Origin of the sequence: Microbacterium canaveralium, from assembly GCF_047238045.1 — a bacterium.
GTDB lineage: Bacteria > Actinomycetota > Actinomycetes > Actinomycetales > Microbacteriaceae > Microbacterium.
The window spans coordinates 350,197-376,673 of the sequence record NZ_JBDFMA010000003.1 but is presented as its reverse complement, the minus strand read 5'-3'; the positions used below and the strand labels follow the sequence as shown (position 1 = coordinate 376,673).

General features: G+C 69.4%; 24 protein-coding genes and 1 tRNA gene. 7 read left to right on the top strand and 18 right to left on the bottom strand.

Going from position 1 to position 26,477, the window contains the following annotated elements; genetic code table 11:
• Positions 1 to 51: 51 nt before the first annotated feature.
• Positions 52 to 142, bottom strand: a tRNA-Ser gene (locus ABC271_RS02710).
• A gap of 270 nt (positions 143 to 412) precedes the next feature.
• On the opposite strand from ABC271_RS02710, the gene ABC271_RS02705 reads away from it, so the two are divergent.
• Both ABC271_RS02705 and radA read left to right on the top strand, forming a co-directional pair.
• Positions 413 to 1,366 carry an L-lactate dehydrogenase gene (locus ABC271_RS02705; RefSeq protein ID WP_412923377.1) on the top strand — a complete coding sequence of 318 codons (954 nt, stop codon included), beginning with the start codon at positions 413 to 415 and terminating at the stop codon, positions 1,364 to 1,366.
• 62 nt (positions 1,367 to 1,428) lie between these two features.
• Positions 1,429 to 2,796 (top strand): DNA repair protein RadA, encoded by a 1,368-nt coding sequence (radA, locus tag ABC271_RS02700; protein WP_412923376.1) that lies wholly within the window; start codon positions 1,429 to 1,431, stop codon positions 2,794 to 2,796.
• A gap of 277 nt (positions 2,797 to 3,073) precedes the next feature.
• Here radA and ABC271_RS02695 read toward each other — a convergent pair whose 3' ends face one another.
• From ABC271_RS02695 to ABC271_RS02670, 6 genes are all read right to left on the bottom strand, one after another.
• Positions 3,074 to 3,484: a dehydrogenase gene (locus tag ABC271_RS02695; RefSeq protein ID WP_412923375.1), complete on the bottom strand. Its 411-nt coding sequence runs from the start codon at positions 3,482 to 3,484 to the stop codon at positions 3,074 to 3,076.
• Positions 3,485 to 3,739: 255 nt separating this feature from the next.
• Positions 3,740 to 4,456, bottom strand: a complete 717-nt coding sequence (locus ABC271_RS02690; protein ID WP_412923374.1) for a FadR/GntR family transcriptional regulator — start codon at positions 4,454 to 4,456, stop codon at positions 3,740 to 3,742.
• Between the two features lie 24 nt (positions 4,457 to 4,480).
• Complete coding sequence (locus ABC271_RS02685; protein ID WP_412923373.1) at positions 4,481 to 5,260, bottom strand: 3-oxoacyl-ACP reductase; 780 nt, start codon at positions 5,258 to 5,260, stop codon at positions 4,481 to 4,483.
• A 126-nt stretch (positions 5,261 to 5,386) separates the two neighbouring features.
• A complete protein-coding gene (locus ABC271_RS02680) occupies positions 5,387 to 6,742 on the bottom strand; it encodes an aldehyde dehydrogenase family protein (protein ID WP_412923372.1) in 1,356 nt (451 codons plus the stop codon).
• Positions 6,739 to 7,518, bottom strand: coding sequence for a gamma-glutamyl-gamma-aminobutyrate hydrolase family protein (locus ABC271_RS02675; RefSeq protein ID WP_412923371.1), 780 nt, complete (start codon positions 7,516 to 7,518; stop codon positions 6,739 to 6,741). The genes ABC271_RS02680 and ABC271_RS02675 overlap by 4 nt, the downstream gene beginning before the upstream one ends.
• Positions 7,499 to 8,854 (bottom strand): glutamine synthetase family protein, encoded by a 1,356-nt coding sequence (locus ABC271_RS02670; RefSeq protein ID WP_412923370.1) that lies wholly within the window; start codon positions 8,852 to 8,854, stop codon positions 7,499 to 7,501. The genes ABC271_RS02675 and ABC271_RS02670 overlap by 20 nt, the downstream gene beginning before the upstream one ends.
• A gap of 148 nt (positions 8,855 to 9,002) precedes the next feature.
• Between ABC271_RS02670 and ABC271_RS02665 the strand changes: the two genes are divergently transcribed.
• A complete protein-coding gene (locus tag ABC271_RS02665; protein WP_412923369.1) occupies positions 9,003 to 10,535 on the top strand; it encodes an amino acid permease in 1,533 nt (510 codons plus the stop codon).
• 53 nt (positions 10,536 to 10,588) lie between these two features.
• Here the strand turns inward: ABC271_RS02665 and ABC271_RS02660 are convergent, their stop codons facing one another.
• The 3 genes from ABC271_RS02660 to ABC271_RS02650 all read right to left on the bottom strand — a co-directional run bounded on the left by ABC271_RS02660 (position 10,589) and on the right by ABC271_RS02650 (position 14,536).
• Positions 10,589 to 11,257, bottom strand: coding sequence for a hypothetical protein (locus tag ABC271_RS02660; RefSeq protein ID WP_412923368.1), 669 nt, complete (start codon positions 11,255 to 11,257; stop codon positions 10,589 to 10,591).
• A gap of 46 nt (positions 11,258 to 11,303) precedes the next feature.
• Positions 11,304 to 11,813, bottom strand: coding sequence for an amino-acid N-acetyltransferase (locus tag ABC271_RS02655; protein WP_412923367.1), 510 nt, complete (start codon positions 11,811 to 11,813; stop codon positions 11,304 to 11,306).
• A gap of 197 nt (positions 11,814 to 12,010) precedes the next feature.
• Positions 12,011 to 14,536 (bottom strand): ATP-dependent Clp protease ATP-binding subunit, encoded by a 2,526-nt coding sequence (locus ABC271_RS02650; protein ID WP_412923366.1) that lies wholly within the window; start codon positions 14,534 to 14,536, stop codon positions 12,011 to 12,013.
• Between the two features lie 190 nt (positions 14,537 to 14,726).
• Between ABC271_RS02650 and ABC271_RS02645 the strand changes: the two genes are divergently transcribed.
• Genes ABC271_RS02645 through ABC271_RS02635 form a run of 3 tightly spaced genes read left to right on the top strand, consistent with a single transcriptional unit; the run spans position 14,727 to position 16,185 of the window.
• Positions 14,727 to 15,353, top strand: a complete 627-nt coding sequence (locus ABC271_RS02645) for a hypothetical protein (protein ID WP_412923365.1) — start codon at positions 14,727 to 14,729, stop codon at positions 15,351 to 15,353.
• Positions 15,353 to 15,955 (top strand): hypothetical protein, encoded by a 603-nt coding sequence (locus ABC271_RS02640; protein WP_412923364.1) that lies wholly within the window; start codon positions 15,353 to 15,355, stop codon positions 15,953 to 15,955. The genes ABC271_RS02645 and ABC271_RS02640 overlap by 1 nt, the downstream gene beginning before the upstream one ends.
• The gene (locus ABC271_RS02635; protein WP_412923363.1) at positions 15,952 to 16,185 is read left to right on the top strand and encodes a helix-turn-helix domain-containing protein; all 234 of its coding nucleotides are present in this window, start codon (positions 15,952 to 15,954) and stop codon (positions 16,183 to 16,185) included. The genes ABC271_RS02640 and ABC271_RS02635 overlap by 4 nt, the downstream gene beginning before the upstream one ends.
• Before the next feature lie 634 nt (positions 16,186 to 16,819).
• Here ABC271_RS02635 and ABC271_RS02630 read toward each other — a convergent pair.
• The 4 genes from ABC271_RS02630 to ABC271_RS02615 all read right to left on the bottom strand — a co-directional run bounded on the left by ABC271_RS02630 (position 16,820) and on the right by ABC271_RS02615 (position 20,291).
• Positions 16,820 to 17,749 (bottom strand): DUF559 domain-containing protein, encoded by a 930-nt coding sequence (locus tag ABC271_RS02630; protein WP_412923362.1) that lies wholly within the window; start codon positions 17,747 to 17,749, stop codon positions 16,820 to 16,822.
• 91 nt (positions 17,750 to 17,840) lie between these two features.
• Positions 17,841 to 18,554, bottom strand: coding sequence for a hypothetical protein (locus tag ABC271_RS02625; RefSeq protein ID WP_412923361.1), 714 nt, complete (start codon positions 18,552 to 18,554; stop codon positions 17,841 to 17,843).
• A 17-nt stretch (positions 18,555 to 18,571) separates the two neighbouring features.
• Positions 18,572 to 20,035: a cardiolipin synthase gene (gene cls / locus ABC271_RS02620; protein ID WP_412926092.1), complete on the bottom strand. Its 1,464-nt coding sequence runs from the start codon at positions 20,033 to 20,035 to the stop codon at positions 18,572 to 18,574.
• A gap of 70 nt (positions 20,036 to 20,105) precedes the next feature.
• Positions 20,106 to 20,291: a hypothetical protein gene (locus ABC271_RS02615; RefSeq protein ID WP_412926189.1), complete on the bottom strand. Its 186-nt coding sequence runs from the start codon at positions 20,289 to 20,291 to the stop codon at positions 20,106 to 20,108.
• Between the two features lie 137 nt (positions 20,292 to 20,428).
• Here ABC271_RS02615 and ABC271_RS02610 point away from each other — a divergent pair, with 137 nt between their 5' ends.
• Positions 20,429 to 21,589, top strand: a complete 1,161-nt coding sequence (locus tag ABC271_RS02610; protein ID WP_412923360.1) for a DUF4192 family protein — start codon at positions 20,429 to 20,431, stop codon at positions 21,587 to 21,589.
• Here ABC271_RS02610 and lysS read toward each other — a convergent pair.
• The 4 genes from lysS to ABC271_RS02590 all read right to left on the bottom strand — a co-directional run bounded on the left by lysS (position 21,540) and on the right by ABC271_RS02590 (position 26,268).
• Positions 21,540 to 23,057, bottom strand: a complete 1,518-nt coding sequence (gene lysS, locus ABC271_RS02605; RefSeq protein WP_412923359.1) for a lysine--tRNA ligase — start codon at positions 23,055 to 23,057, stop codon at positions 21,540 to 21,542. The two genes, ABC271_RS02610 and lysS, sit on opposite strands and share 50 nt — an antisense overlap.
• 120 nt (positions 23,058 to 23,177) lie before the next feature.
• Entirely contained in the window at positions 23,178 to 24,032 is an 855-nt protein-coding gene (panC, locus tag ABC271_RS02600; protein ID WP_412923358.1) for a pantoate--beta-alanine ligase, read from the bottom strand.
• Positions 24,029 to 24,760 carry a DUF2520 domain-containing protein gene (locus ABC271_RS02595; RefSeq protein WP_412923357.1) on the bottom strand — a complete coding sequence of 244 codons (732 nt, stop codon included), beginning with the start codon at positions 24,758 to 24,760 and terminating at the stop codon, positions 24,029 to 24,031. The genes panC and ABC271_RS02595 overlap by 4 nt, the downstream gene beginning before the upstream one ends.
• Positions 24,757 to 26,268 (bottom strand): PH domain-containing protein, encoded by a 1,512-nt coding sequence (locus ABC271_RS02590; protein WP_412923356.1) that lies wholly within the window; start codon positions 26,266 to 26,268, stop codon positions 24,757 to 24,759. The genes ABC271_RS02595 and ABC271_RS02590 overlap by 4 nt, the downstream gene beginning before the upstream one ends.
• Positions 26,269 to 26,477 lie beyond the last annotated feature (209 nt).

Sequence of the window (26,477 nt, the reverse complement as noted above, 5' to 3'; positions counted from 1 at the left end):
CGCTCCAACGCAGATCAGCCCCGCTCGAAAGCGGGGCTGATCTGGTGAAAGTGGCGGTGACGGTGGGATTTGAACCCACGGTAGGGGGTTACCCTACACAACTTTTCGAGAGTTGCACCTTCGGCCGCTCGGACACGTCACCGCCGACCAGCTTACGACACTCGGCAGGATGCCGCGAATCCGAGCGTCCCCGCTCTCCCGGCCGCGGCGGCCGAACTCCTGAGAAACCGCAGGCCGCGGTCTCGGTCTGGCCGTATTCAGCTCGCTGAAGCCAAAGCCTCAGGAGTTCGGCCACCGTGCGGCATCCGTCTCGCCCGCCCGGCCGCGGCCGCCGCCGGGCGTTCGGCATCCGGTCCTCCATCGTCGAAGAACCGTCCTGGTCGCGTTCCCGCACCGGTGCCAGGATCAGATCATGAGCGTGATCGAGAACTCCAAACTGACCGTCGTCGGCGCGGGGAGCGTGGGGGCCAGCGTCGCGTATGCGTCCCTCATCCGCGGGTCTGCCCGGCACGTCGCCCTTTACGACATCGCCGAGGCGAAGGTCGAAGCCGAGGTCCTCGACCTCGCGCACGGCACGCAGTTCACCGGTTCGAGCGACATCACCGGCGGCAGCGACGTCTCGGTCGCCGAGGGCTCGCACGTCGTGGTCATCACCGCCGGCGCGAAGCAGAACCCTGGCCAGACGCGCACCGAGCTCGCCGCCACCAACGCCGGGATCATCCAGCGCATGATGCCCGAGCTGCTCGAAGTGGCACCCAACGCGATCTATGTCATCGTCACCAACCCGTGCGACGTGCTGACCGTCCTGGCACAGCAGGCGACGGGACTCCCCACGCAGCGGATCTTCGCTTCGGGCACGGTGCTCGACACCTCGCGCCTGCGCTGGAAGATCGCGCAGCGCGCGGGGGTCGCGACCTCCAGCGTGCACGCGTGGATCGTCGGCGAGCACGGCGACACCGAGTTCCCGCTGTGGTCGACCGCCACGATCGGGTCGGTCCCCATCACCGAGTACGACCTCCCCGACGGCACCCGTTTCGACGAGGCAGAACTGGATGCCATCGCCATCGACGTCCGCGACGCGGCGTACAAGGTCATCCAGGGGAAGGGCGCGACGAACTACGCGATCGGGCTGTCCAGCGCCCGGATCGTCGAGGCGATCCTCCGCGACGAGCACGCCATCCTCCCGGTGAGCACCGTGCTCGAGGACTTCCACGGCATCTCCGGCATGGCGCTGTCGGTCCCGTCGGTCGTCAGCTCCAAGGGCGCCGTTCCCCTGACCGGCACACCCTTCTCCGACCGCGAGCTCATGCTTCTTCGCCGCTCGGCCGACGCCCTCACCACGGTCGCGGACTCCCTGCGCGACTGAGCACCCGGATGCCATCCGCACCCCGCATCGGCGATGTCGGAGGGCCCGCGTAGCCTGGGCGCATGGCATCCCGTCGTCCCTCCCCCACGACCGCTCCGTACCGGTGCACCGAGTGCGGGTGGACGACCCTGAAGTGGGTCGGCCGGTGCGGCGAGTGCCAGGCGTGGGGCACGGTCGTCGAGGCGGCGGAGCAGACTGGCATCACGCGATCGGTCACCGCGGTCGCACCCGGCGCCGCGCGCGCGGCCCGGCGCATCACCGAGATCGACACGCAGGACGCTCCGCGGCGCACGAGCGGTGTCGGCGAGTTCGACCGGGTCCTCGGCGGCGGGATCGTGCCCGGCGCCGCCATTCTGCTGAGCGGTGAGCCGGGGGTCGGCAAGTCCACGCTGCTGCTCGAGGTCGCGGCCCAGAGCGCCCGCGCCGGACGCCGCGTGCTGTATGCCAGCGGCGAAGAGTCGGCCGCGCAAGTGCGCCTGCGCGCCGAGCGCACCGGCGCACTGCACGACGAGCTGTTCCTTGCCTCCGAGACCGACCTGGCCACGATCCTGGGGCACATCGACCAGGTCGAACCCGAACTCCTCATCGTCGACTCGGTTCAGACGGTGTCATCGGCGCTCAGCGACGGAGCCGCCGGTCAGCCGGCTCAGGTGCGAGAGGTGGCATCCACTCTCATCCGCGTCGCGAAGGAGCGCGGGCTGCCCGTCGTCCTCGTGGGCCACGTGACGAAGGACGGCACGATCGCGGGCCCGCGCGTGCTCGAGCACCTCGTCGACGTCGTGTGCCACTTCGAGGGCGACCGGCAGACGTCACTGCGGTTCGTGCGGGCGCTCAAGAACCGCTTCGGCCCCACCGACGAGGTCGGGTGCTTCGACATGACGGGCAGCGGCATCGCCGAGGTCAGCGACCCGAGCGCGCTGTTCCTCGGGCACGGCGATCCCGAGCCCGGCACGTGCGTCACGATCGCGATGGAGGGGCGCCGCGCGCTGCCCGTCGAGATCCAGGCGCTGGCCGTCAAGCAGACCTCCCCGAACCCGCGCCGCATCGTCAACGGTGTCGACTCCTCGCGCGTGGCGATGGTGCTCGCCATCCTCGAGAGCCGCATGGGCGTCTCCCTGTCCGACAAAGACGTGTACGTCTCGACCGTCGGCGGGGTACGCCTCGTCGAACCGGCCGCCGACCTCGCGATCGCGATCGCCGTCGCGAACGCCGTGCAGAACCGCAAGGTCTCGAAGCGGCTCGCCGCGATCGGCGAACTGACGCTGACCGGCGAGATCCGCAACGTCACGCAGGCGGCGCAGCGGGCATCCGAGGCGGCGCGCCTCGGGTATCACACCGTGCTCGACTCCTCGTCGCGCAAGCTCGCGCAGGCTCTCAACGAGCTGAAGGTGCGCGGGATGCCACGCGACGAGGTCGCACCCGAGTTCTGAGACCACGGGGGGCTGGCCGACGCCCCGGCGGACGGAGCTGCGCGCGGTGGGGCAGAGCCCCGGATCAGCGACCCGGCGGCGCCGAGCGGCGACGGCGGTGCGGCGACGTGAAGCCCAGCACTGCGGGGATCACGAGTCCGGCGGCGCACACGGCACCGGCGATCAGGTACTCCATGCCTTGAGTCTTGCACGCGCCCATCACCCGCGCGAGTCAGGTACTTCACCCTCGGGGTGTCGCCGGGTCGCGGCATCCCTCCACACGCCCCGAAGGCGCGCGTCAGGCCTCGAGCGCGGCGAGGAGGTCGGCGGGGCTGGCCTGAATCGGGTGCGGGCCCGCGATGTCGATGAACACCGTCGTGATCTCGTCGCCGTGACGATCGAGGAAAGCGCGCAGCCACTGCGGCGACTGCAGCGCGACGTGCGGCGGCAGCGTCTCGGGCTTGTGGACCGCGTCGCTGAACAGCAGCAGGGCGATCTGCCCGGTGTTCGGGTCGCGGTACGTCCACACCTCGCCGACATCGAGTGGATTGTCGGCATCCCCCGCGCGCATCAGCGGCACGACAGTCGGCCCGTGCCGAAGAGCGAACGCGATCGCCGCCATGTCCTGGGTCTGGAGGGCGTCGGTGAGGGCGGTGTTCTTGAACTCCACGTCGGGCTTCTTCCCCTTGCGCTTCTTGCCGCCGGCCATCCCCCGAGCCTATCCGCGGCGCCCCGGCCGCGTCGCGTCCGCCCCACCCCGCGCGCGCAGCGGAGGAGATACCTCCGATGCATCGCGGACCCCGGCCCGCGCGCCCAGCGGAGGACATACCGCGAGCGGAGGACCCCAACCCCCGGACAGGTCCTCCCTCCGCCGAATCCCCTCCCCTCACTACCGCGGCCGCCGCGGCGCCCCCGACCCGCCGCTGCAGCCCCGCCCCCGAAGCACCCGCGCCCCGCCACACCTCTACGCGAGGAACCCCCGCAGCAGCGCCTCGCTGCCGGCGAGGTGGTCGCGCATCGCCGCGTGGGCGGCATCCGGTCTCCCGGCGAGGATCGCCGACACGATCGCGGCGTGCTGCGCGGTCGAGTGGTCGATGTTGCGCGGCAACAGCGGGAACGTGTCGAGCCACGCGTTGATCCGCGCCCGGTTGTCGGCCACGAGGGGCACGAGCGAGGGGATGCCGGACAGCTCCGCCACCGTCAGGTGAAGCAGCGTGTCGAGCCGGCGGTAGTCGTCGCTGTCGGCGACGGCGGCGGCCTCGTGCCGCGCCCACAGGACGTCGCGTTCCTCCGGGGCGAGCGTGCGGCCCGCGGCCGCCCACGCGGCCCCCGTCTCCAGGACGCCGCGCAGGGCGACGACGTCGTCGAGCTCGGTGGCGGACACCTCCGCCGGACTCGCGGGCCGGGGCACCGGGTCGACGACGAACGTGCCGCCGTAGCGGCCGCGCCGCGTCTCGAGCCAGCCGGCATCCGACAGCTCACGGATCGCCTCGCGCACGGTGTCACGGCTGACGCCGTACAGCGCAGCGAGCTCGCGCTCGGCCGGCAGCGACTCCCCCGGCGCGACGAGCCCGAGCCGCACGGTCTGGACGATGCGCGCCGTGGTGTCCTCGAGCGCATTGCCGCTGCGGACGGGCCGGTACACGGCTCGCCGCAGGTCGTCGAGCGGCGCTTCGGTCATCCCGTCAGCCTGTCATGACCCGGGTCACAGGGGGGTCACGTAGGCGTTGGTGATGCCGCCGTCGACGACGAACGCCGTCGCGGTGATGAACGAGGCGTCGTCGGATGCCAAGAACGCCACGGCCGCGGCCATCTCATCAGGTTCCGCGAATCGGCCCATCGGCACGTGGACGAGGCGACGCTGCGCACGCTCGGGGTCCTTCGCGAACAGCTCCTGCAGGAGCGGGGTGTTCACCGGGCCGGGGCAGAGCGCGTTGACGCGGATCCCCTGCCGCGCGAACTGCACGCCGAGCTCGCGGGTCATGGCGAGAACGCCGCCCTTCGACGCGGTGTACGAGATCTGCGAGGTCGCCGACCCCAGCAGTGCGACGAACGACGCGGTGTTGATGATCGACCCGCGCCCGGCGGGCACCATGTGTCGCAACGCCGCCCGCGAGCACAGATACACGCTCTTGAGGTTGACGTCCTGCACGCGGTCCCAGGCCGGCAGTTCGGTCGTCTCGATCGAGTCGTCGTCCGCGGGTGAGATCCCGGCGTTGTTGAACGCGATGTCGACGCTGCCGAGCTCGGTGGCGACACCGTCGAAGAGGGCGTTCACGGATGCCTCGTCGGCGACGTTCACCTGCCGGAACACGCCGTCGACCTCGGCGGCCGCCGCGGCGCCGGTCGTCTCGTCGAGGTCGGCGATGACGACGCGCGCGCCCTCCGCGGCGAAGCGGCGGGCGGTGGCCAAGCCGATGCCCGACGCGCCGCCGGTGACGATGGCGACGCGATCGCGCAGACGCTGGGTGAGGTCGATGGTCATGTGCGGTGGTTCCTTTCGAGCTGCACCTCGTCCCACTTATGGCTGGTTGAGAGCCTCTGAATCAGCCATAAGTGGGACAAGGGGCGTCATAACGGGGACGAGGTTCGAGGGGCGGGAGGGGCGGGGTCACTCGGTGGCGTAGAAGACGTTCTTCGTCTCGGTGAAGTGCTCGGCGGCATCCGGCCCCAGCTCCCGGCCGAGGCCGGAGGCCTTCATGCCGCCGAAGGGCGTGGAGTACCGCACCGACGAATGCGAGTTCACCGACAACACCCCGCTGCGCACAGCCCGCGACACCCGGATGCCACGGCCGAGGTTCTCGGTCCAGATCGAGCCCGCGAGACCGTACGCGGTGTCGTTCGCGAGCCGGATGGCATCCGCTTCGTCGTCGAACGGCAGCACGGCGAGCACCGGGCCGAACACCTCCTCGCGCGCGATGCGGTCGCCGGGCTGTGCGAGCACGACCGCGGGGGCGAACCAGAAACCATCGCCCTCGGGCGCCGATCCGCGGAAGGCGACGCGGGCCTCATCGACGAAGCCCTGAACGGTGGAGCGATGGGATGCCGAGATGAGCGGCCCCATTTGGGTGTTCTCGTCGCGCGGGTCGCCGACTTTCCACGCCCGCACGGCGGGTTCGAGCAGCTCGAGGAAGCGGTCGTAGACGCTCCGCTCGACGAGGAGGCGGCTGCGCGCGCAGCAGTCCTGGCCGGCGTTGTCGAACACCGAACCCGGGACGCCCGCCGCGGCCCTCTCGAGATCGGCATCCGCGAACACGATGTTGGCGCTCTTGCCGCCGAGCTCGAGGGTGACGGGCTTGAGCAGCTGGGCGCACCCGGCTGCGACCCCGGTGCCGACCTCGGTCGAGCCGGTGAACACGACCTTGTGCACGTCGGGGTGCGAAACGAAGCGCTGCCCCACGACCGAGCCCGAACCGACGATCACGCGGAACAGCCCCTCGGGCAGCCCCGCCTCGAGGGCCAGTTCGCCCAGCCGCAGCGCCGTCAGAGGAGTGAGCTCGGCGGGCTTCAGCACCACGGCGTTACCCGCGGCGAGCGCCGGAGCGAAGCCCCACGCGGCGATCGTCATGGGGAAGTTCCACGGCACGATGATCCCGACGACGCCGTACGGCTCGTGGTACGTGACGTCGAGCCCTCCGGCGACGGGGATCTGCTGACCGATCAGGCGTTCGGGCGATCCGGCGTAGTAATTCAGCACCTGGGCGACGTGCTGCGCCTCCCACCGCGCCGACCCGATCGGGTGCCCCGAGTTCTGCACCTCGAGCGCGGCAAGCTCCTCGACGTGCTCTCCGACAACGCGGGCGAAAGACCGCAGCGCGTCGGCCCGCGCCACCGGGGGCAGTGCGGCCCAGGCCCGCTGGGCGCGCACGGCATCGGCGACGGCAGCGTCGACGTGCTCCACCTCGGCACGGGCGAGAGTCGTGATCGGCGCGCCGGTGGAGGGATCGGTGACGGTGAAGGTGCTCATGAGGGGACTCCCTGGTGCTGGGCGGAGGCACGGGCCACGCGGTGGGCTGCGGCGGCGGCGACGAGACCGAGGAACAGCCGCCGGTCCTCGGAGTTCTCCTCGGGATGCCACTGCACCGCGACGAGGTAGTCGTCGCCGACCGTCTCGACGGCCTGCACGAGTCCGTCGTCCGTCCGGGCCGTGACCCGCAGCCCCTCGCCCACGCGGTCGACGCCCTGATGGTGGTAGCTGTGCACGGCGAGGTCTCCGGCACCGACGAGGCCGGCGAGCCGGGTTCCGGCATCCACCTCAACGACGTTCTCGGCGAACACCCCGCCCCCGATCTTGTAGCGCTCGGTGCCGAGGGCCTCGGGCAGGTGCTGGTGCAGCGTCCCGCCGAAGGCGACGTTGATGAGCTGCAGGCCGCGGCAGATCCCGAAGACCGGGATGCCGCGATCCCGCGCCCCGGCCAGCAGTGCCAGCTCCCACGCGTCGCGGTCCGCGCGCGGAGGATCGGTGAGCGGGTGCCGTTCGGCGCCGTAGAGCTCGGGCTGCACGTCGAGCCCTCCGGTGAGGATGAGACCGTCGAGGCCGTCGAGCACGGCGGCGGCCGCCTGCGCGGGTCGGGGCTGCGGGGGCAGCAGCACGGCGGTCGCACCCGAAGCGGTCACGGCGTCGAAGTACTGCTGCGGCAGGAACGACGCGCGCACGTCCCACACGCCCTGCGTCGCGCGCTCCAGGTAGGTGGTGAGACCCACCACGGGGGTCCGGGCGGGATCAGAGACGCTCGAAACCACGCACGCGCTCCCAGTCGGTCACGGCGGCGTCGAAGGCTTCCACCTCGATGCGCGCCTGGTTCAGGTAGTGCTCGACGACGTCGTCGCCGAAGGCCGCGCGGGCCACGGTCGACTCCGAGAACAGCTTCGCGGCCTCGCGGAGGGTCGTCGGCAGGGTGTCCACTCCGGCGGCGTACGCGTTGCCGGTGAGCGGTGCTGGCAGGGGCAGCTGCTGCTGTACCCCGTGGAGTCCCCCGGCGATGATCGCGGAGATCGCGAGGTAGGGATTCACGTCGCCGCCGGGGACGCGGTTCTCGACGCGCAGTGAGGAGCCGTGGCCGACGACCCGCAGCGCGCACGTGCGGTTGTCGACGCCCCACGCGACGCCCGTCGGCGCGAACGACCCCTTGGCGTAGCGCTTGTACGAGTTGATCGTGGGGGCGTACAGCAGCGTGAACTCGCGGAGGGTGGCGAGGATGCCGGCGATCCAGTGCTCCATGAAGGGGCTGAAGCCGTACTGCCCATCGCCGGCCATGACGGGCTCGCCGTCCTCGCCGCGCACCGACAGATGGATGTGGCAGCTGTTGCCCTCGCGCTGGTCGAACTTCGCCATGAAGGTCAGCGACTTGCCGTGCCGGTCGGCGATCTCTTTCGCGCCGTTCTTGTAGATCGTGTGGTTGTCGGCGGTCTCCAGCGCCTCGGCGTAGCGGAACGCGATCTCCTGCTGCCCGTCGTTGCACTCGCCCTTCACGCCCTCGCAGTACATTCCCGCGCCGTCCATGCCGCGGCGGATGTCGCGCAGCAGCGGCTCGAGCCGTGTCGTGGCGAGGAGGTTGTAGTCGACGTTGTAGTCGGTCGACGCGGTGAGCCCGGTGTAGCCCTTGGCCCAGGCATCCCGGAACGAGTCGTCGAAGACGATGAACTCGAGCTCCGTACCGACGTAGGCCGAGAGCCCGTCGTTCGCCAGCCGCGCGCGCTGGGCGTTCAGGATGCCACGCGGCGACTGCACGACGGCGGCGCGATCCTCCCACGCGAGGTCGGCCATGACCAGCGCCGTTCCCTCCTGCCACGGCACGTGGCGCAGCGTATCGAGGTCGGGGAGGAGCAGCATGTCGCCGTAGCCCTTCTCCCAGCTCGACATCGCGTAGCCGTCGACGGTGTTCATGTCGACGTCGACCGACAGCAGGTAGTTGCACGCCTCGGCTCCGTGCGGCAGCACTTCGTCGCGCCAGAATCGGGCCGCGACGCGCTTGCCGACCAGACGCCCCTGCGCGTCCGGGAAGGCGACGACGACGGTGTCGATCTCGCCGGAGTCGATCGCGGCATCCAATTCTGCGGTGGTGAGATTGCCCGCCATGATCTCCCTCTCGCCTGCTCGAGGTCCCCCACGCTCGGAGGACGTAACGAGGAACTTACACGCCAAAGGTAGACAGGTCGACCAATAGAACGCCATGATTCTCCGCAAAGGCGCTCCCGAAGCCTGATCGCATATGTCTGGAGGCTCCATGTCCACCTCGAGCAGTTCTCAAAAAAAGGTCGCCGGGGCCACCTATACCGCGACCGACTCCACCTACTTCGAGAAGCGCACCCTGAAACGCTCGGCCGGCGTGTGGGGCCTGTGGGGCCTCGCCGTCGCCGCGGTGATCTCGGGCGACTTCTCCGGATGGAACTTCGGCATCGGCTTCGCCGGCTTCGGCGGGATGCTCATCGCCTTCGTCGTCCTGGTGATCATGTACTACGGCCTGACGTTCTCGATCGGCGAGATGGCCGCCGCGATGCCGCACACGGGCGGCGCCTACTCGTTCGCGCGCTCCGCGATGGGGCCGTGGGGAGGTCTGGCGACGGGCCTCGCCGAGACCATCGAGTACGTCGCGACGACCGCCGTCGTCGTGTACTTCTCGGGGCAGTACGCCGATTCGGCGCTCGAACTCCTCACCGGCGTCAGCCTGCCTCCGTTCCTCTGGTGGATCATCCTCTACGCGGTGTTCATCGCCCTGAACGCCGCCGGCGCCAACATCTCGTTCGTCTTCGCGATCGTCGTCTCGGTCATCTCGATCGGCATCATCGTGGTGTTCGGCATCATGGCGCTGGCCAGCGGAGCGTTCAACTGGGGCTCGCTGTGGGACATCGCGCCGGACCCCGGCCAGTCGGAGTTCCTCCCCTTCGGCGTCGGATCGATCCTGCTCGCCCTCCCCTTCGCGATGTGGTTCTTCCTCGGCATCGAGGAGCTGCCCCTGGCCGCGGAAGAATCGCACGAGCCGGCCCGCGACATCCCTCGCGCGGGACTGTGGGCCCGCGGCACGCTCATCATCACCGGTCTCATCGTGCTGTTCCTCAACACCGGCGTCCTCGGATCGGATGCCACCGGTCAGTCGCTCGAGCCGCTGCTCGACGGATTCCGCGCGATGGTCGGCGACCAGGCCGCGGCGCTCCTGTCGCTGCTCGCCCTCATCGGTCTGCTCGCTTCGCTCATGGGCATTATGTTCGCGTACGGACGCAACATGTACTCGCTGTCGCGCGCGGGGTACTACCCGCGGTGGCTGTCGCTCACCGGCGCCCGGAAGACCCCGTGGGTCGCGCTCGTCTTCGGCGCGGTGCTCGGCTTCCTCGCGCTCGTGGTCGTCCAGGCGGCGGGTGGGGATGCCAGCCCCGCCGGCGCCATCGTGCTGAACATCGCCGTGTGGGGCGCGGTCGTGGCGTACTTCCTGCAGATGGTGTCGTTCATCGTGCTGCGGCGGAAGTTCCCCAACGCCCTTCGCCCGTACAAGAGCCCGTGGGGGCTGTTCGGCGCCTACTCGGCGGCGATCATCGCGGCGATCGTGTTCTTCGGTCTGCTGCTCAACCCGGCGTATCTCCCCGCGATCGTCGCGATCATCGTGGTGTACGCGGTCATCTTCATCGGCTTCGCGATCTACGGACGCCACCGGCTCGTGCTCTCCCCCGAGGAGGAGTACGCCCTGTCCGGCGGCCTGCACCGCGACCCGAAGGAAGAGGGCTACGACGCGATGGAGGGCGAGGTCTTCGGCGAGAAGCGCTGACGGCAGAGGGGCGGATGCCACGTGGCATCCGCCCCTCTTCGCGTCCGCGCGGGTCAGCGCAGGATGAACGATGCGGTCCCCGTCGAGGGGATGCCGCCGATCGACACGCTCAAGTGGTACGTGGCGCCCCCGCCCGGGGCGAACGGCCGCTCACCCTGGCACGACGACACCGACGAGCGCGTGCGGTCCCACGTCAGCGGAGCGGCGCTGGTGACCTGTTGCCCGGCCGCGAGCGTGACATCCATGTCGCTCGGCTCGGACTGGCAGTCGGTCGAACGCCACCAGACGTCGGAACCGCTGGTGATCGTGAAGGACTGGGCACTCGTGCCGACATTCATCGTGCACGGGTTCGTCGAGGTGTTGGTCAGGCGGATCGACAGCTGAGGGTTCTCGCCCTGGCCGTACTCGCCCTTGTCGGTGAGCGCTTCGACCGTGATGTCGGCGGGGCTGCACTCGACGGGTCCGGCCGGTGCGGTCGGCGTCGGGGTGCTCGACGGCGTCGGCGACTCCGCCGGTGCGGAGGGCGTCGTCGGTGCTGACGGCACCGGCGTCGCAGAGCTCGCCACGGTCGACGGCTCGGCCGTGGGGGCGGAACGCCACGGCGGTGCCGCGACGAGCCACACGACGAGGCCGATCACGAGCAGCGCGAGGAGCACGGCGGCGAGGCGGCGACGTCGGTAGACCGCCGGGGATTGCCGCCGCCTGCGGGGGGCATCGGTCATCGTTCCAGCGTAGGCGGCGAGGCTGAGCGGCCGCGCCACGCCGCGCTCAGAGCTGCTTGAGCATGCGCGTGTTGCCGAGGGTGTTGGGCTTGACGTGCGCGAGGTCGAGGAATTCCGCGACGCCCTCGTCGGGGCTGCGGACGAGCTGCGAATACACGTCAGGATCGACGACCTGCTCGCCGATGGGGGCGAAGCCGCGTCGCGTGAAGAAATCGACCTCGAACGTGAGGCAGAACAGCCGCGAGACGCCCAGCGCCCGCGCGTTCTCCTCGAGCACCTCGACGATCTGGCGGCCCACGCCGTGATGCAGCCAGTCGTCGTGCACGATGAGCGTGCGGATCTCGCCGAGGTCCTCCCACATGACGTGGAGCGCCCCGCATCCGATGACCTCGCCGTCGACCTCGGCGACGACGAACTGCTGCACCGACCCGTAGAGCACCACGAGGTCCTTGCCGAGCAGAATGCGCTTCTGCACGAACGGCTCGAGCAACTCGTGGATACGTCGGACATCGCTGGTCCCGGCGGGGCGGACGACGAACGGCGCGGGAGCGGTCATCGTCCCAGCGTACGACGAGGGTCTGGATGCCACGGCCTCCACCGCCGAGATCACCCGCGGTCGTCGAGATCACCGCCGTGCGGGCCGGATCGGCGGTCATCTCGGCGAGGGCGGGTCATCTCGGCACACGGCGCCCCGGCCGGAGACAGAACGAGGGCCCGGATGCCATGGCATCCGGGCCCTCGTGTCGTTACGCGTCAGCTGCCGGCGACGATGTCAGGCGTAGCCGAGATCTCCCCGGCCGTGCCGACACCGATGGCGACCTTGTCGCCGCGGGGGCTGGTCTCGAACGTGAACTGTCCGTTCTCGACGGCGACCTTGACGTGGTCGCCCGCCTCGAGCTCGCCGTGCAGGATCTTCTCGCTGAGTCGATCCTCGACCTCGCGCTGCATGGCGCGACGCAGCGGACGAGCACCGAGGGTCGGGTCGAATCCGATCTCGATGAGCTTGTCCTTCGCGTCATCCGACAGCTCCACGGTCATGTCGCGGTCGAGCAGACGGTCGGCGAGGCGCTTCACGAACAGCCCGACGATCTGGCGGAGCTCGTCCTTGTTCAGCTGCGGGAAGACGATGACGTCATCGACGCGGTTGAGGAACTCGGGCTTGAAGTGGCGCTTCAGCTCTTCGTCGACCTTGCCCTTCATCCGCTCGTACGACGTCTGCGCGCTGCCCTCGACCTGGAAGCCGACCGGACCACCGGCGATCGCCGACGAACCGAGGTTCGTGGTCATGATGATCACGGTGTTCTTGAAGTCGACGACGCGGCCCTGACCGTCGGTCAGACGACCCTCTTCGAGGATCTGCAGGAGCGAGTTGAAGATGTCGGGGTGGGCCTTCTCGATCTCGTCGAAGAGCACGACCGAGAACGGCTTGCGGCGCACCTTCTCGGTGAGCTGGCCGCCCTCTTCGAACCCGACGAATCCGGGAGGGGCACCGAACAGACGCGAGACGGTGTGCTTCTCACCGAACTCCGACATGTCGAGGGAGATCAGCGCACCCTCGTCGTCGAAGAGGAACTCGGCGAGCGCCTTGGCCAGCTCGGTCTTTCCGACGCCCGTGGGGCCGGCGAAGATGAACGAGCCCGAGGGACGCTTGGGGTCCTTGAGGCCCGCGCGCTGACGACGGATCGTGCGCGAGAGAGCCGCGATCGCCTCTTCCTGGCCGATGACCCGCTGGTGCAGGGCCTTCTCCATGAACATGAGGCGGCTGGACTCTTCCTCGGTGAGCTTGAACACCGGGATGCCGGTCGCCTGGGCGAGCACCTCGGCGATCAGACCCTCGTCGACCACCGCGTGGGAGGCGACGTCACCGGAGCGCCACTGCTTCTCGAGGCGGAGGCGCTCGGCGAGCAACGACTTCTCCTCGTCGCGCAGAGCGGCAGCCTTCTCGAAGTCCTGCTCCTCGGAGGCGAACTCCTTCTGCTCGCGGACCTTGGCGATCTTCTCGTCGAACTCGCGCAGCTCCGGCGGGCTGGACAGGATCGACAGACGCAGGCGCGCGCCGGCCTCGTCGATCAGGTCGATGGCCTTGTCGGGCAGGAACCGGTCGCTGATGTAACGGTCGGCGAGGTTCGCCGCGGCGACGATCGCGCCGTCCGTGATCTGCACCTTGTGGTGGGCCTCGTAGCGGTCGCGCAGCCCCTTCAGGATGTTGATCGCGTGGGGCAGGCTCGGCTCGGCGACCTGGATCGGCTGGAAGCGGCGCTCGAGGGCGGCATCCTTCTCGAAGTGCTTGCGGTACTCGTCGAGCGTGGTGGCACCGATGGTCTGGAGCTCACCGCGGGCGAGGAGGGGCTTGAGGATGGATGCCGCGTCGATCGCACCCTCGGCGGCACCGGCCCCCACGAGGGTGTGGATCTCGTCGATGAAGACGATGATGTCGCCGCGCGTGCGGATCTCCTTGGTGACCTTCTTGAGGCGCTCCTCGAAGTCACCGCGGTAGCGGGAACCGGCGATGAGCGAACCGAGGTCGAGCGAGTAGACCTGCTTGTCCTTCAGCGTCTCGGGCACGTCGCCCTTGACGATCGCCTGCGCGAGGCCCTCGACGACCGCCGTCTTTCCGACACCGGGCTCGCCGATGAGGACGGGGTTGTTCTTCGAGCGACGCGAGAGGATCTGCATGACCCGCTCGATCTCCTTCTCGCGCCCGATCACGGGGTCGAGCTTGTTGTCGCGCGCGGCCTGCGTGAGGTTGCGGCCGAACTGGTCGAGCACGGCCGAGCCGCCCTGGGCAGCGCCCTGGCTCTGCTCCCCGGCGCCGGAGGCGACGCCCGCCGGCTCCTTGCCCTGGTAACCCGAGAGCAGCTGGATGACCTGCTGGCGGACCTTGTTCAGGTCGGCGCCGAGCTTGACGAGCACCTGAGCGGCGACGCCCTCGCCCTCGCGTATCAGGCCGAGCAGGATGTGCTCCGTGCCGATGTAGTTGTGGCCGAGCTGCAGCGCTTCCCGCAGGGACAGCTCCAGCACCTTCTTCGCGCGCGGCGTGAAGGGGATGTGACCGGTCGGCTGCTGCTGACCCTGGCCGATGATGTCCTGCACCTGCTCGCGCACGGCGTCAAGCGAGATGCCGAGGGACTCGAGCGCCTTGGCGGCGACACCTTCTCCCTCATGGATGAGGCCGAGGAGAATGTGCTCGGTCCCGATGTAATTGTGGTTGAGCATCTTCGCCTCTTCTTGGGCGAGCACAACCACGCGACGGGCACGGTCGGTGAATCTCTCGAACATCCTCAGTCCCTCCAGGAATGGGCTGACAGGCACGCCTCCGCGCGCCGTACATCGAGAGTAACCAGCGGCCGGATGCCGCGGACCCGTGTTCGCCGTGGGCATACCCGCGACGGTGCGGGGCTTGCGTCACACATCGATGATCGATAACTTATCGAAAGTCAATAACAACGATCATCGATAAGGAGTCGTCATGGCATCCCCCCGCCCGACCTCCCGCGCCCTCTCGCGCGGCGACACCGTCAGCCTGCTGCTCTTCCTCGTGGCCGGGGTCGGCCTCGCCGTCTGGGCCGTCGTGCAGAGCGTCGCGACCATCGTCCAGGCCCTCCCCAATCGCGACGTCCGGGTCGCGATGCCGTTCCTCGACACGGCGGCGGAGGCCCCGCTCGGCCCCGACGGTGCGCCCGTCCCGGTGGAGCTCGGCGCTGGCGCGATCGTCGCCCCCGAGCTCCCGGTCGCGTCCCTGTGGGCACTCGTGATCGCGGAGGTGCTGCTCGCGGTGGTGGTCGTGACCGTGGTGGCCCTCCTGTTGACGTTGACGATCGGCATCCTCCGCGGACAGATCTTCAGCAGACGCAACACCGCGATCGTCACGACCGCCGGGACGGTCACCCTCGTCGGCCTGGCCGGCGTGCCGTTCTTCCAGAACATGGTCGCCAACGGCGCTCTCGCCCGGATCTCGGACTACACCTACGACCGGGGACCCGTGCAGGTCATCGATCTGCCCGTGCTGCTGGGGGCGGCGTTCGTCGCCGCGGTCGCCGGCACGGTGTTCTCGGTCGGCGACCGCCTGCAGCGCGACACGGAAGGACTCGTCTGATGAGCACACCCGCGTGGGTGTCCGCCCGCATGGAGCGCGGCATCCTCCTGCTGTTCATCGCGGCCGGTGTGGTGATGGGGTTCGCGCTCGCCCTGCCCGGGATCCGGTCGGCGGTGGGCATCGCGACGGGAGCGGGCGGCTTCAGCCTGCTGACCGACGCCACCGTCGTGACGACGCCGGGCGCACCGATCACGGCGCGCTACGAGTCGGCGTGGGTGATCACCGACGAGTTGGGCTCGGGTGCGCGCACCCTGCTCGTTCTCGGCGCGGCCGCGGGTGCGCTGACGACGTTCCTCACCGTCGGGTCCGTAATGCTCTTCTTCCTCCTGCTGCTGTGGAGACGTCCGTTCCACCGCGCTCTGGTCGTCGCAACACGGGTGGCGGGGGCCTCGCTGCTCATCGGTGGCATCCTGTCGGCCGGACTGGGCGGTCTCGGCCGAATGATGGCCGCCGACGAGTTGAACCCGGCGGCCGGGAACGTCTTCGTCATCGGGTCGTCGTTCGATCCGGCATGGGCTCTCGTGGGTCTCGGCGTCCTCGCCCTCTCCGTGGTCTTCTCCTACGGCATCCGTCTGCAGCGCGACACGGAAGGACTCGTGTGAGCCCCGCGACCGAGGACGACGGCCCCAGCGGCATCCACTGCCGACTCGACGAACTGCTCGCCGAGCGAGGCATGACACTCACCCGGCTGAGCGAGCTGGTCGGGGTGAGCATCGTGAACCTGTCCGTGCTGAAGAACGACCGCGCCCGCGCAATCCGCTACTCCACCCTCGCGGCGATCTGCCGAGCCCTCGACTGCGAGGTCGGCGACCTGTTGGTGGTGCAGGGATAGCGTCCTGTCGGTGGTGCAGGGATAGCGTCCTGTCGGTGGTGCAGGGATAGCGTCCTGTTGGTGGTGCAGGCGCAGCGTCGCCGCGCGCCCGTCGCCACCGTGGGTCGTGCCAAGTTGCACGACCCTAGGCCGCGGGCAGCACTTTGCCGCGGCTGAGGCGGGGTGGCGCCGCGGCAATGTCCTTCGGTCGCGCCAAGTTGCACGACCGAACAGGGTCAACGACACTTTCGCGCGACCGAGACGAGTGACGGTGTCTCATTGCCACCGGTGCGTCTGCGCGACACGCGTCGCTACTACGGTCGTGCAACCTGGCGCGATCGAACCGCGAGCGCAACGCATTGCCGCGACCATGACACGACGGACGCCAAAGGGGGCCCGTTCAGTCGTGCAATTTGGCGCGACCAAACCGCGAGCGCAACGAATTGCCGCGACCATGACACGACGGACGCCAGAGGAGGCCGTTCGGTCGTGCAACCTGGCGCGACCGAACCACGAGCGCAACGCATTGCCGCGACCATGACACGACGGACGTCAGAGGAGGCCGTTCAGTCGTGCAATTTGGCGCGACCAAACCGCGAGCGCAACGAATTGCCGCGACCGAAGGCGACGGAGCGAACACCCGACGTGTGGGAGGTCAGAGGCGACGCTCGTCGAGTGCTCGCCGAACGCGTCGGACGAAAGCATCCGGATGCCGAAACACGTCGTCCGCAGTCACCCGGATGACACGCCAGCCGAGGTCGGCGAGTCGTTCGATCCGTTCGATGTCGCGACGCCATTGCGCCGGGCTCGTGAGGTGATGCTCGCCCTCGTATTCGAGCGCCAGGCGCTCGGCTTCGAACGCGAGGTCTACGCGAGCGACGAGATCACCGGCGTCGTCGGCGATCTCGAACGCCGGAGTCGGCTCGGGCAGTCCGGCGTCGACCACGAGGAGCCTCGTCCAGGTCTCGGGGCGAGAAGATGCACCGTTGCGGATCCGGGGCAACGCGCGACGCAGGTCTTCGGCCTTCACGCGACGCCCCGCGGACAGTGCCCGCCCCAACTGATCGACTGTCGCCAGCGCCCCGGGGTCGTTGGGGTGCTGGGGTTGTCTCACCAGCGCGTCTCCGACGGCGACCAGGTCGTACGGGTGGGTAAGGTCCCCGGCCAGCTGGACCCACGTGGACGCAGGCGAACTCACTCGGACGCCGAATTGCGGATGATCCCAGACGTGAACCCCGGACCCGCGCACCGAATGCCCCCGAACTCCACGCCCTTCCGGCGCGCGCCGCGGGAAGATGACGGACACGTCGACGGGACGCAACGCCGCCAGCGGTCCGGGCAGGGGAAGGCCCCACATGACCGCGGCACTGCGGTGACTGATGAACGCATACGGGGACATTCGGGTGGCGTACGCGAGGACGGCATCCAGATGTTCCCCGGCACCGGTCTCGAGACGCGACCGCACCCCGTGGAACGGTCGATCCAGGCGTCGCGACCGCAGAAGCCCCGGAGTCACTCCGAGTTCGAGCGCTTGCCGCACGCTGAATCGCGGCCCGAGCTCGGGCGGCAAGCGACGCGGATCCATCTGTCGAGCGTGCCCTGTCGAGTGCAACCCGTGGCGCCGCGGCAGCCTCTCTTGGGGAGAACTCCTCCCCTTACCGCGATGGGGAGGAGCGTCAACGGTTGCCGAGCACGGGAACCGGGCCGTCCGACGCGACGTTGCCGCCCGAGAGCGTCAGCTCGACGGAGCCGTCGCCCACGATCCCCGTGAGGTCGGCGAGAGTCACGCGCGGAGCGAGGTCCATGGTGCAGACCTGGTCGGCGGGCGGTTCGGCGAAGGTGACCGTGGCCCCTGCGTCCGAGGAGGTCACGGCTTCGAGCTGAGGGCGGCATCCGGAACTGCCCCACGTCAGGATCGCGGCGAGATCGCCACCGACCCACCCGGCGCTCGGCCCGAACTCCGCGACGGGCGCCGGAGACGTCGCCAGGCCCGCGAGCGACGTCGCCCCGGCGACGGCGCCGGTCACGACGATGTCGAGATCCTGCGTCGGGTCGACACCCGACGGCAGCGCAACGTATGTCGCACGCGGCGCCATGTCGCGCGTGCACGGACCATCGGTGACGTCGACGAGGTCGACGGTCAGCGTCGTGCCCGAGATCGAGGGATCCGCGGCGACCGGCACGCACGACGAACTGCCCAGGGTCACGACCGCGACACCGCGGCCCGCGTCGAGCCACCCCGCGTCGACCTCTGACGACGCGCTCGGCGACGTGGCATCCGGGGTCTCATCCTCGGCGGGAACGGAGCCGGTACCCGTCGCACAGCCGACGAGCACCCCGACCGACAGGATGCCGAGGCCCATCAGGACGGGCAGGGAACGTCGGACCATGGATGCCTCCGGTGGGGTCACTGCAGCGCCGAGGTGAGACGCGCGAGATTGTCGAGGATCGTGGAGCGCAGGGGCTGCCGCCGCCATTCCTCCGCCGTCAGTTCGCGGCTCAGCGTGCGGTAGACGTCTTCCACCCGCTGCATCTCGCGCGCGAACTCTTCGCCGCGGACGAGCATCGAGATCTCGAGGTTGAGACCGAACGAGCGCATGTCCATGTTGCTCGACCCGATCACGGCCACCTCATCGTCGATCGTCAGGCTCTTGCTGTGCAGGATGAACGGCTTGCGATACATCCAGATCTTCACGCCGGCCGTCAGCAACGCCTCGTAGTAGCTCCGCTGGGCGTGGTAGACCATCGCCTGGTCGCCCTCCTCGGAGACGAACAGCTCCACGTGCACGCCCCGCTGGCACGCGGTGGTGATCGCCAGGAGCAGCGCCTCGTCGGGCACGAAATACGGGCTCACGATGATGATGCGCTCGCGGGCCGCGAAGAGAAGCCCTAGGAACAGCTTGAGGTTGTTCTGGAAGTCGAAGCCCGGGCCCGAGGGAACGATCTGGCAATCCAGGTCTCCGGGACCGGATTCGACGCTGAACAGGTCGATCTCGTCTGTCAGCGTCTCGTCTGTCTCGCTGTACCAGTCGCTGAGGAACACGGCGTTGACGCTGGCCACGACCGGGCCCTCGACGCGGACCATGAGGTCGACCCAGTGGAGTCCGCGGCGGATGTTCTTACGCAGGTTGTACGACGAATCCGTGACGTTCTGCGAGCCCATGAAGGCCACCGCGCCGTCGATGACAAGGAGCTTCCGGTGATTGCGGAGGTCGGGGCGCTGGTAGCGCCCTCGCAGCGGTTGCACCGGCAGCATCAGGTGCCAGTGCGCCCCCATGGCGTCGAGGCGACGCAACGTCTGGCGGTAGAACGGCTTGCCACGGTTCGCCCAGTGGTCGAGCAGCACCCGCACGACGACACCGCGCTCGGCGACCTCTTCGAGCGCGCGGAAGAAGTTGTCGGTGGAGGCGTCGGTCTGGAGGATGTAGAACTCCACGTGGACGTAGCGCTTCGCCTGCCGGATGGCATCCGCCATCGCGTCGAGGCTCTCCTGATAGTCGGCGATGAGGGTCGCGGCGTTGTCGCCCGCGATGGGCATCGCTCCGAGATTGCGATTCAGGCGCACGAGCGCACGGAACCAGTCGGGCGCGTTCGGGCGGAGCGTGCCGAACTCGAGCGACTCGCTCGTGTCGTGGATGTACCGGTTGATGTCGGCCTGCTTGCGACGGCGCTTTCGCGGCAGACGCGGGTTCCCGATGAGGAGGAACAGGAACACGCCGACGAACGGGATGAAGTAGATGGCGAGCAGCCAGGCCATCGCCGCGGTGGGTCGGCGGTTGCGCGGAACGATGATGACGGCGGCGATGCGCACGACCAGATCGATCACGAACAGCGCGATGACGAGCCAGCTCGCCTCGAACGTGGTGTCGATCACGGGACCTCCTGGGCGGGATGTCCCCCCAGCGTAGTGACCGGCCCCGACACGCGGGGGACGGCGGGGCTCAGCGCTCGCTGCTGTCAGAGGCGGGGAGACCGCGCTTGGCACGCTCCTGCGCCTCGATGCGCGCGTACGCCTTGCGCTCCGTGCGGTCCATGCGAATGACTCCGCGCAGGATGAAGAAGAAGGTCACCGAGACCACGATGGTCGGCAGGATCGCCCACAGCACGCCGGCCCACATGTCATCCACCCTCCAAGGATACGGGCAACGCCTGTGCGTCGGTCGGGAGGGCGACCGTTCCCTCCCACCACGCCATCCTGGCAATCCCTCCCCAGATCGTGCCGATCGCGCCGCGGCCACCGCAAAGCCTGCGCCACCCTCGGGGCATGCCAACGATCGTCCGCGCCGGATCCTCCGCCGAGTTCCTCGCCCTCGTCCCCCACCTCCTGGAGTACACACCGAGATCCAGCCTCGCCGTCATCACCTTCGCCGCAGGGCGCTCCGTCGGCGCTCTGCGTGTCGACCTCCCCGACCCGTCGCACGCCGCCGGCGTCGACAGTGTCGCATCGACCGTCATCGGGATGGCGTGCAAGGTTTCGCAGACGGATGCCATCGCCGCTGTCGTTTACACCGACACCCGCCTCAGGCATGCCGAGACTCTCCCGCATCGTGCGCTGGTGGAGGCTCTCATGTCCCGGGCCGACATCTGCGGTCTCCACGTGACGCATGCGCTGGTCGTGGGCGCGAACGGGTGGGACAGCTATCTCGCACCCTCCGCTACCGGACCGCAACCGCTCGCGGAGATCGCGGCACCGTCAGAGCTTCCCCCGATGCCTGCCGTCGACGGTGATCAGTCAGCCGCGGCCGCGCTTCCCGTGATCGGGCCGACCGTGGGCAAAGCGGTGGGACGACTGCTGGTAGACGCCGAGCATCTGGTCTCCCGCTCCCCCGCGGGAAGGCGACTGCCGATCCACCGTCGAACAGCCGCGGCCGCGCTCCTCGACGACCTGAGCGATCCCCCGGCCCTGTTCGAGGCCGCCATCGCGTCCGAGTCGCCGCTCGACGCTCCCTGTCTCGCCGCGGTGGCGTTCTGCCTGCAGCGACCCGCACTTCGGGACGTCGCGCTGATGCAGTGGGTCGGCGACCTCGCCACCGGCGACGCGATCTACCGCGCCCAGTTCGCCTTCGCTGACGGAGGCTCCTTCCCGGAAGACCTCGCACGTCCGATGTGGGGGGAAGGCGCGAAGCCCGAGTCGACGCGACTTCACCGAGCACTGACCGCGTGTCGCCAGGTCGCCGCGGCGACCCCACTCGCCGGGCGGGCCGGGCCCCTCGCGGCGTGCGCCTGGCTCGCCTGGGCCACAGGGCGATCGACGCACGCGGCGGCCTACGCCGATCACGCACGCGAGATCGATCCCGACCACGGCCTCGCCGACATCGTGGCGACCCTGGTCGCCCACGCGCGCTTGCCCGAGTGGGTGTTCGAGCGCGAGTCGGCTACTTCACCAACGGAAACAGGATCGTCTCGCGGATGCCGAGACCGGTGATGGCCATGAGGAGACGGTCGATACCCATTCCCATGCCGCCGGTGGGCGGCATGCCGTGTTCGAGCGCACGCAGGAACTCCTCGTCGATCGACATCGCCTCGTCGTCACCGCGCGCGGCCAGCTTCACCTGCTCGGTGAAACGCTCGCGCTGGATGACGGGGTCGACCAGCTCGGAGTACCCCGTGGCGAGCTCGAATCCCCGCACGTACAGGTCCCACTTCTCGACGACGCCCGCGATGGAACGGTGCTCACGCACCAGGGGGCTGGTGTCGACGGGGAAGTCCATCACGAACGTGGGGCGCGTCAATCCGCCCTTCACGAAGTGCTCCCACAACTCTTCGACCCACTTGCCGTGCGTCTCGTGAGCCGGAGCATCGACACCGGCCTCCGCGCCGATCGCACGCAGCTCGTCGAGGGTCGTCTCGGGAGTCACGACGCGCCCCGCGGCTTCCGACAGGGAGTCGTACATCGAGATGCGGTCCCATTCGCCGCCAAGGTCGTATTCGGTTCCGTCCGCCCACGTCACCGTCGTGGAGCCGGCCACGGCGATGGCCGCGTCCTGGATCAACGTCTGCGTGAGGTCGGCGATGCCGTTGTAGTCGGTGTACGACTGATAGGCCTCGAGCATCGCGAACTCGGGGCTGTGGGTCGAATCCGCACCCTCGTTGCGGAAGTTGCGGTTGATCTCGAACACGCGGTCGATCCCACCCACAACCGCGCGCTTGAGGAACAGTTCGGGGGCGATGCGCAGGTACAGGTCGGCGTCGAAGGCATTGGAGTGCGTGACGAACGGTCGAGCACTGGCACCGCCATGCTGGACCTGCAGCATCGGGGTCTCCACCTCGACGAACGAGCGCTCGGCAAAGGTGCGGCGCAGGCTCGCGTTGACCTTCGCCCGCGCCAGCACCGTGTCGCGTGCGCGGTCGCGCACGATGAGATCGAGGAAACGGCTGCGCACCCGGCTTTCTTCGCTGAGCTCGGAGTACAGGTTCGGGAGCGGCAGCACGGCCTTGGACGCGATGGCCCAGTCCGAAACCATGATCGAGAGCTCGCCGCGGCGGCTCGAGATCACCTCACCGGAGACGAAAACGTGGTCGCCGAGGTCGACGAGTTCCTTCCATTCCTGCAGCGACTCCTCACCGACATTCGCGAGCGAGACCATGGCCTGGATGCGACTGCCGTCGCCCGCCTGCAGCGAGGCGAAGCAGAGCTTGCCGGTGTTGCGGCTGAACACGACGCGTCCTGCGACGCCTGCGGTCACACCGGTCTCCGCGCCCGCCTCGAGGTCGCCATAGCGCTCGCGCAGTGCGGGGATGGTGTCGGTGACCGGAACACCGACCGGGTAGGGTCCGCCGGCGGCATCCGCCCGCTCGGCGAGGAGGCGTTCCCGCTTCGCGAGACGGACCGCCTTCTGTTCGAAGACGTCGTCTTCGGTCGGTTCGGCGTCGTTCGCGGGCGCGTCGGTCATCGTGAAGGCTCCTCGGGGTCGCATCGAGTTTATCCGCGGCCCGCTCCGCGTTTTCCCGGAACGCGGCCGCTGCCACCGCGGAGCGACCGACACCCGCGGGGCGCGGGTGGATGGTGCGCGTCAGCGCAGCGAGATCTCGGCGTTGTCGATGAAGCGGTGCCCACCGACGGTCGCCGCGATGAGCGCGATCGCGCGACCACGGTGCCCGTCGTCGACGGGAAGGAACGTCTCCGGGTCGACCACCGAGAGGTACTCCAGGTTGATACGTGGTTCGCCCATCAGCGACGACTGCGCCGCCGCGATGCACGAGTCGACACCCAGATCGGCGTTCGATGCGGCGGCCTCGAGCGCGATGGGGAGCTTGGCCGCAGCCCGGCGATCCGCATCATCCAACAGGTCGATACGGCTCGAGATCGGGAGGCCGTCCTCGGCGCGCACGGTCGGGACCAGCGCCGTCGCGATGCCGAAGTCCAGGTCGCGGATCATGCGCCGCACCAGGAACTCCCGCTGGAGATCGCGCTCACCGTACACGGCGACGTCAGGACGGATCAGGTGGAAGAGCTTCGCCTCGACCGTGAGAACACCGTCGAAGTAGAAGGGCCGTGTGCGCCCCTCGTACCTCAGGCCGAGATCGCCCGCGGACACGCGGGTCGTGGCCGTACCCGCGGGGAGGAACTCCCGCGCGGTCGGTGCGAAAACGAGATCGATGCCCAATCGGTCGAGCAGATCGGCATCCGCCTCAGGGGTCCGGGGATAGGCCGCGGTCTCTTCCGCCGTGCGGAACCGCAGCGGATTGACGAAAGTCGACACCACGATGACGTCGGCACGCTCTCGGGCGGTGCGGATGAGGTCGCGGTGGCCGTCATGGAGGGCCCCGAGCGTCGAAACGAGAGCGACGCGCGCAGCACCGCCCGGGCGATCTGCGCTTCTGGCCTCGGCCAGTCGGGTGCGCAGATCCTCGATGGTGCGGATCATTCGTCGATCGTAGCGTCCGGGGGAAGGTCGTCCGCGCGGACGGGACCGGTCCCGTCCACCAGCGCCTGGTCGACGCTGGAACGCACGAGCGCCGACAGATACCCGCCCGTGTTCTCCACTCCCACGCCCGCCAAGAGTCCCGCCGCCTGCCTCACGATGGAACGCGAGAACTCGGTGGCCGTCGCGACCGCCTCGGCGTACGCGGAACGGTCGGACTCCGCGATCACCACCGGTTCGCATCCGAGTTCGACGGCCAGAGCTTGCGCGATCGGCAGGACGGGTCCGGGCGCCGTGACCGCGGCGTACGCCTGCGCGAGCTGGCGCAGATCGATCGACGACGCGCCGGTGAAGACGATCGCGGGATGGATCGCGAGGGGGATCGCCCCACGCTGGAGTGCCGGCGCCAGCACATCGACGCCGTACGCGGGGTCGGTATGCAGCACGAGCTGTCCAGGCTGCCAGGCGCCGAGGTCGGCGAGTCCGGCCACGAGCCCCGCGAGCTGGGCATGCGGAACGGCGACGACCACGAGCTCACTGCGCCGGACGACTTCCTCGGGCGGCAGGATCGGCACACCGGGGAGGATGGCTTCCACACGGTCGTCGTCCGATCCCGACGTGATGCCGGTCAACGCGTGGCCGGCACCCGCCAGCGCCGCGCCGAGAACGGGCCCCACGCGCCCCGCGCCGATGATGCCGACGCCGAGCCGACCGTCGCGTCCGCCGCTCATCCCGCCCACCGATGGCTACGGTCGCCCGCCGCCGCGGCGATGGTGAAGCGCGCGGTGTCCTCGAACAGGGAGACGGCGGCGTCCCGGTCGAGCGCGCCGACCGAAGTGCGAACCGTGCCCGCGATGACGTGCGCGGCCAGGGTCGCCGTGCGCGTTGCGCGCGCGACGGGTCCCTGGCGCAGGCCGATGGACTGCAGCCGCGCCAGCGGGATGATCGCGAGCGTCCGATGAACCCAGCCCCGCCGGAGGAACAGCGCGTCGGCCGAGAGCACCGCGCCGTTGCGTCGCCATGAGAAAGGCCGCAACAGCCGCGCGCGCCCCGGTGTCGTCACGTAGGGGTCGTCGTCCACCGGACCAAGGATGCCGTCCCGGAACACGAACGTCCATTCGTCCGGCGGCAGCGCCGGAGCCAGGATCCGCAGCACCCGCTCGATGTCCTCCCGCGTCCCGATAGGGAGCACGGCCGCGAACGGGTCGGTGGTGGAATCGGTCGAGCCACGACCCGAAAGTCTGTTGATCGAGATGCTCCACCAGCCGAACGGTCGCCACAGCAGCGGCTGGTGGACCTCGATCGCGTGCACGCGTCCCGGCGGCAGCACCTCGCTGATCGTCGTGAACAAGCCCAGCGTGAGCCTCACCCCGTCGGGGCTCGGCGCGATGGAGTACCGCAGGCCACGCGCGATCGAACGCACGTAGTACGCCCCGAAAGCCAGGAACGCCGGAACGATGGTGAACAGCACCCACAGTGTGGAGAGCGACGCAGCGACCGCGATCGCGACGATCAGCACGACAAGCATCAGGGTCGAACCGCTCAGCACGCGCGAAGCGACGAGACGCCCGAACGGGATTCGCACGATGCTCTCGGGTTCGGCATCCGAGAAGTCTTCCCCGTCGACGATTCCCTGGATGCCAGCCGCCACCGCGTCAGCGGCCTGCTGGACCGAAGATCCCGGGGCGACCGTCGCCGCGCCGCGTTCCGCGAGACGTCGACCGGATGCCAGCCGCAGGATGTCGCCTCGGACGGTCTCGGCGGCAGGAGCCGACAGGTACTCGAGTTTGACGTTGGAATCGAGTCCGGCGCCCACCACCTCGAGCTTCGCCAAGCCCAGGATGCGGGCAACGAGGGGTCGCGTGAGATTGACGCCCTGCACGCGGTCGAGCGGCGCTCGCCGGTGCGTTCGGAAGAGGACGCCCGAGCGCACTTCGACGTCGTCGTCGCTGATCCGGAAGGTGTGGAAGCGCCACGACAGCCGGAAGATCACGAGCAGCACCACGAGTACCGCGAGCGCCCCGCCCCCGGCGATCAGGATGAGGTTGTTCGCGAGGATGAAGTCGACCGGATCCGGCGGGACGACACCGGGAGGCAGGTCCGTCACGGAGGGCAGGAACAACTCGATCAACCGCTCCCGCAGGTTCGCCACGATGACACCGATGATCACGACGAGGAACAGTCCGCCACGCAGCAACGGGGTGAGCGGATGCAGACGCTGCCACTCGCCATCGCTCAACGGCGAGCGGACCATGGCGCGGGGAGGCGCACCCTCGGGGCTCTCCCCTCCCCCGGCGGGTCCGGCGCCCCCGGCGGGCCCAGCGCCCTCGGCGGGTCCCACGCCCCCGGCGGGCCCAGCGACCTCGGCACCCGACGCGGGCGCCGCGATCGCGTCAGGCGACGGCGGACCCCACGCGGGCTCAGGTCGAGGCGGTGTCGAACCCACCT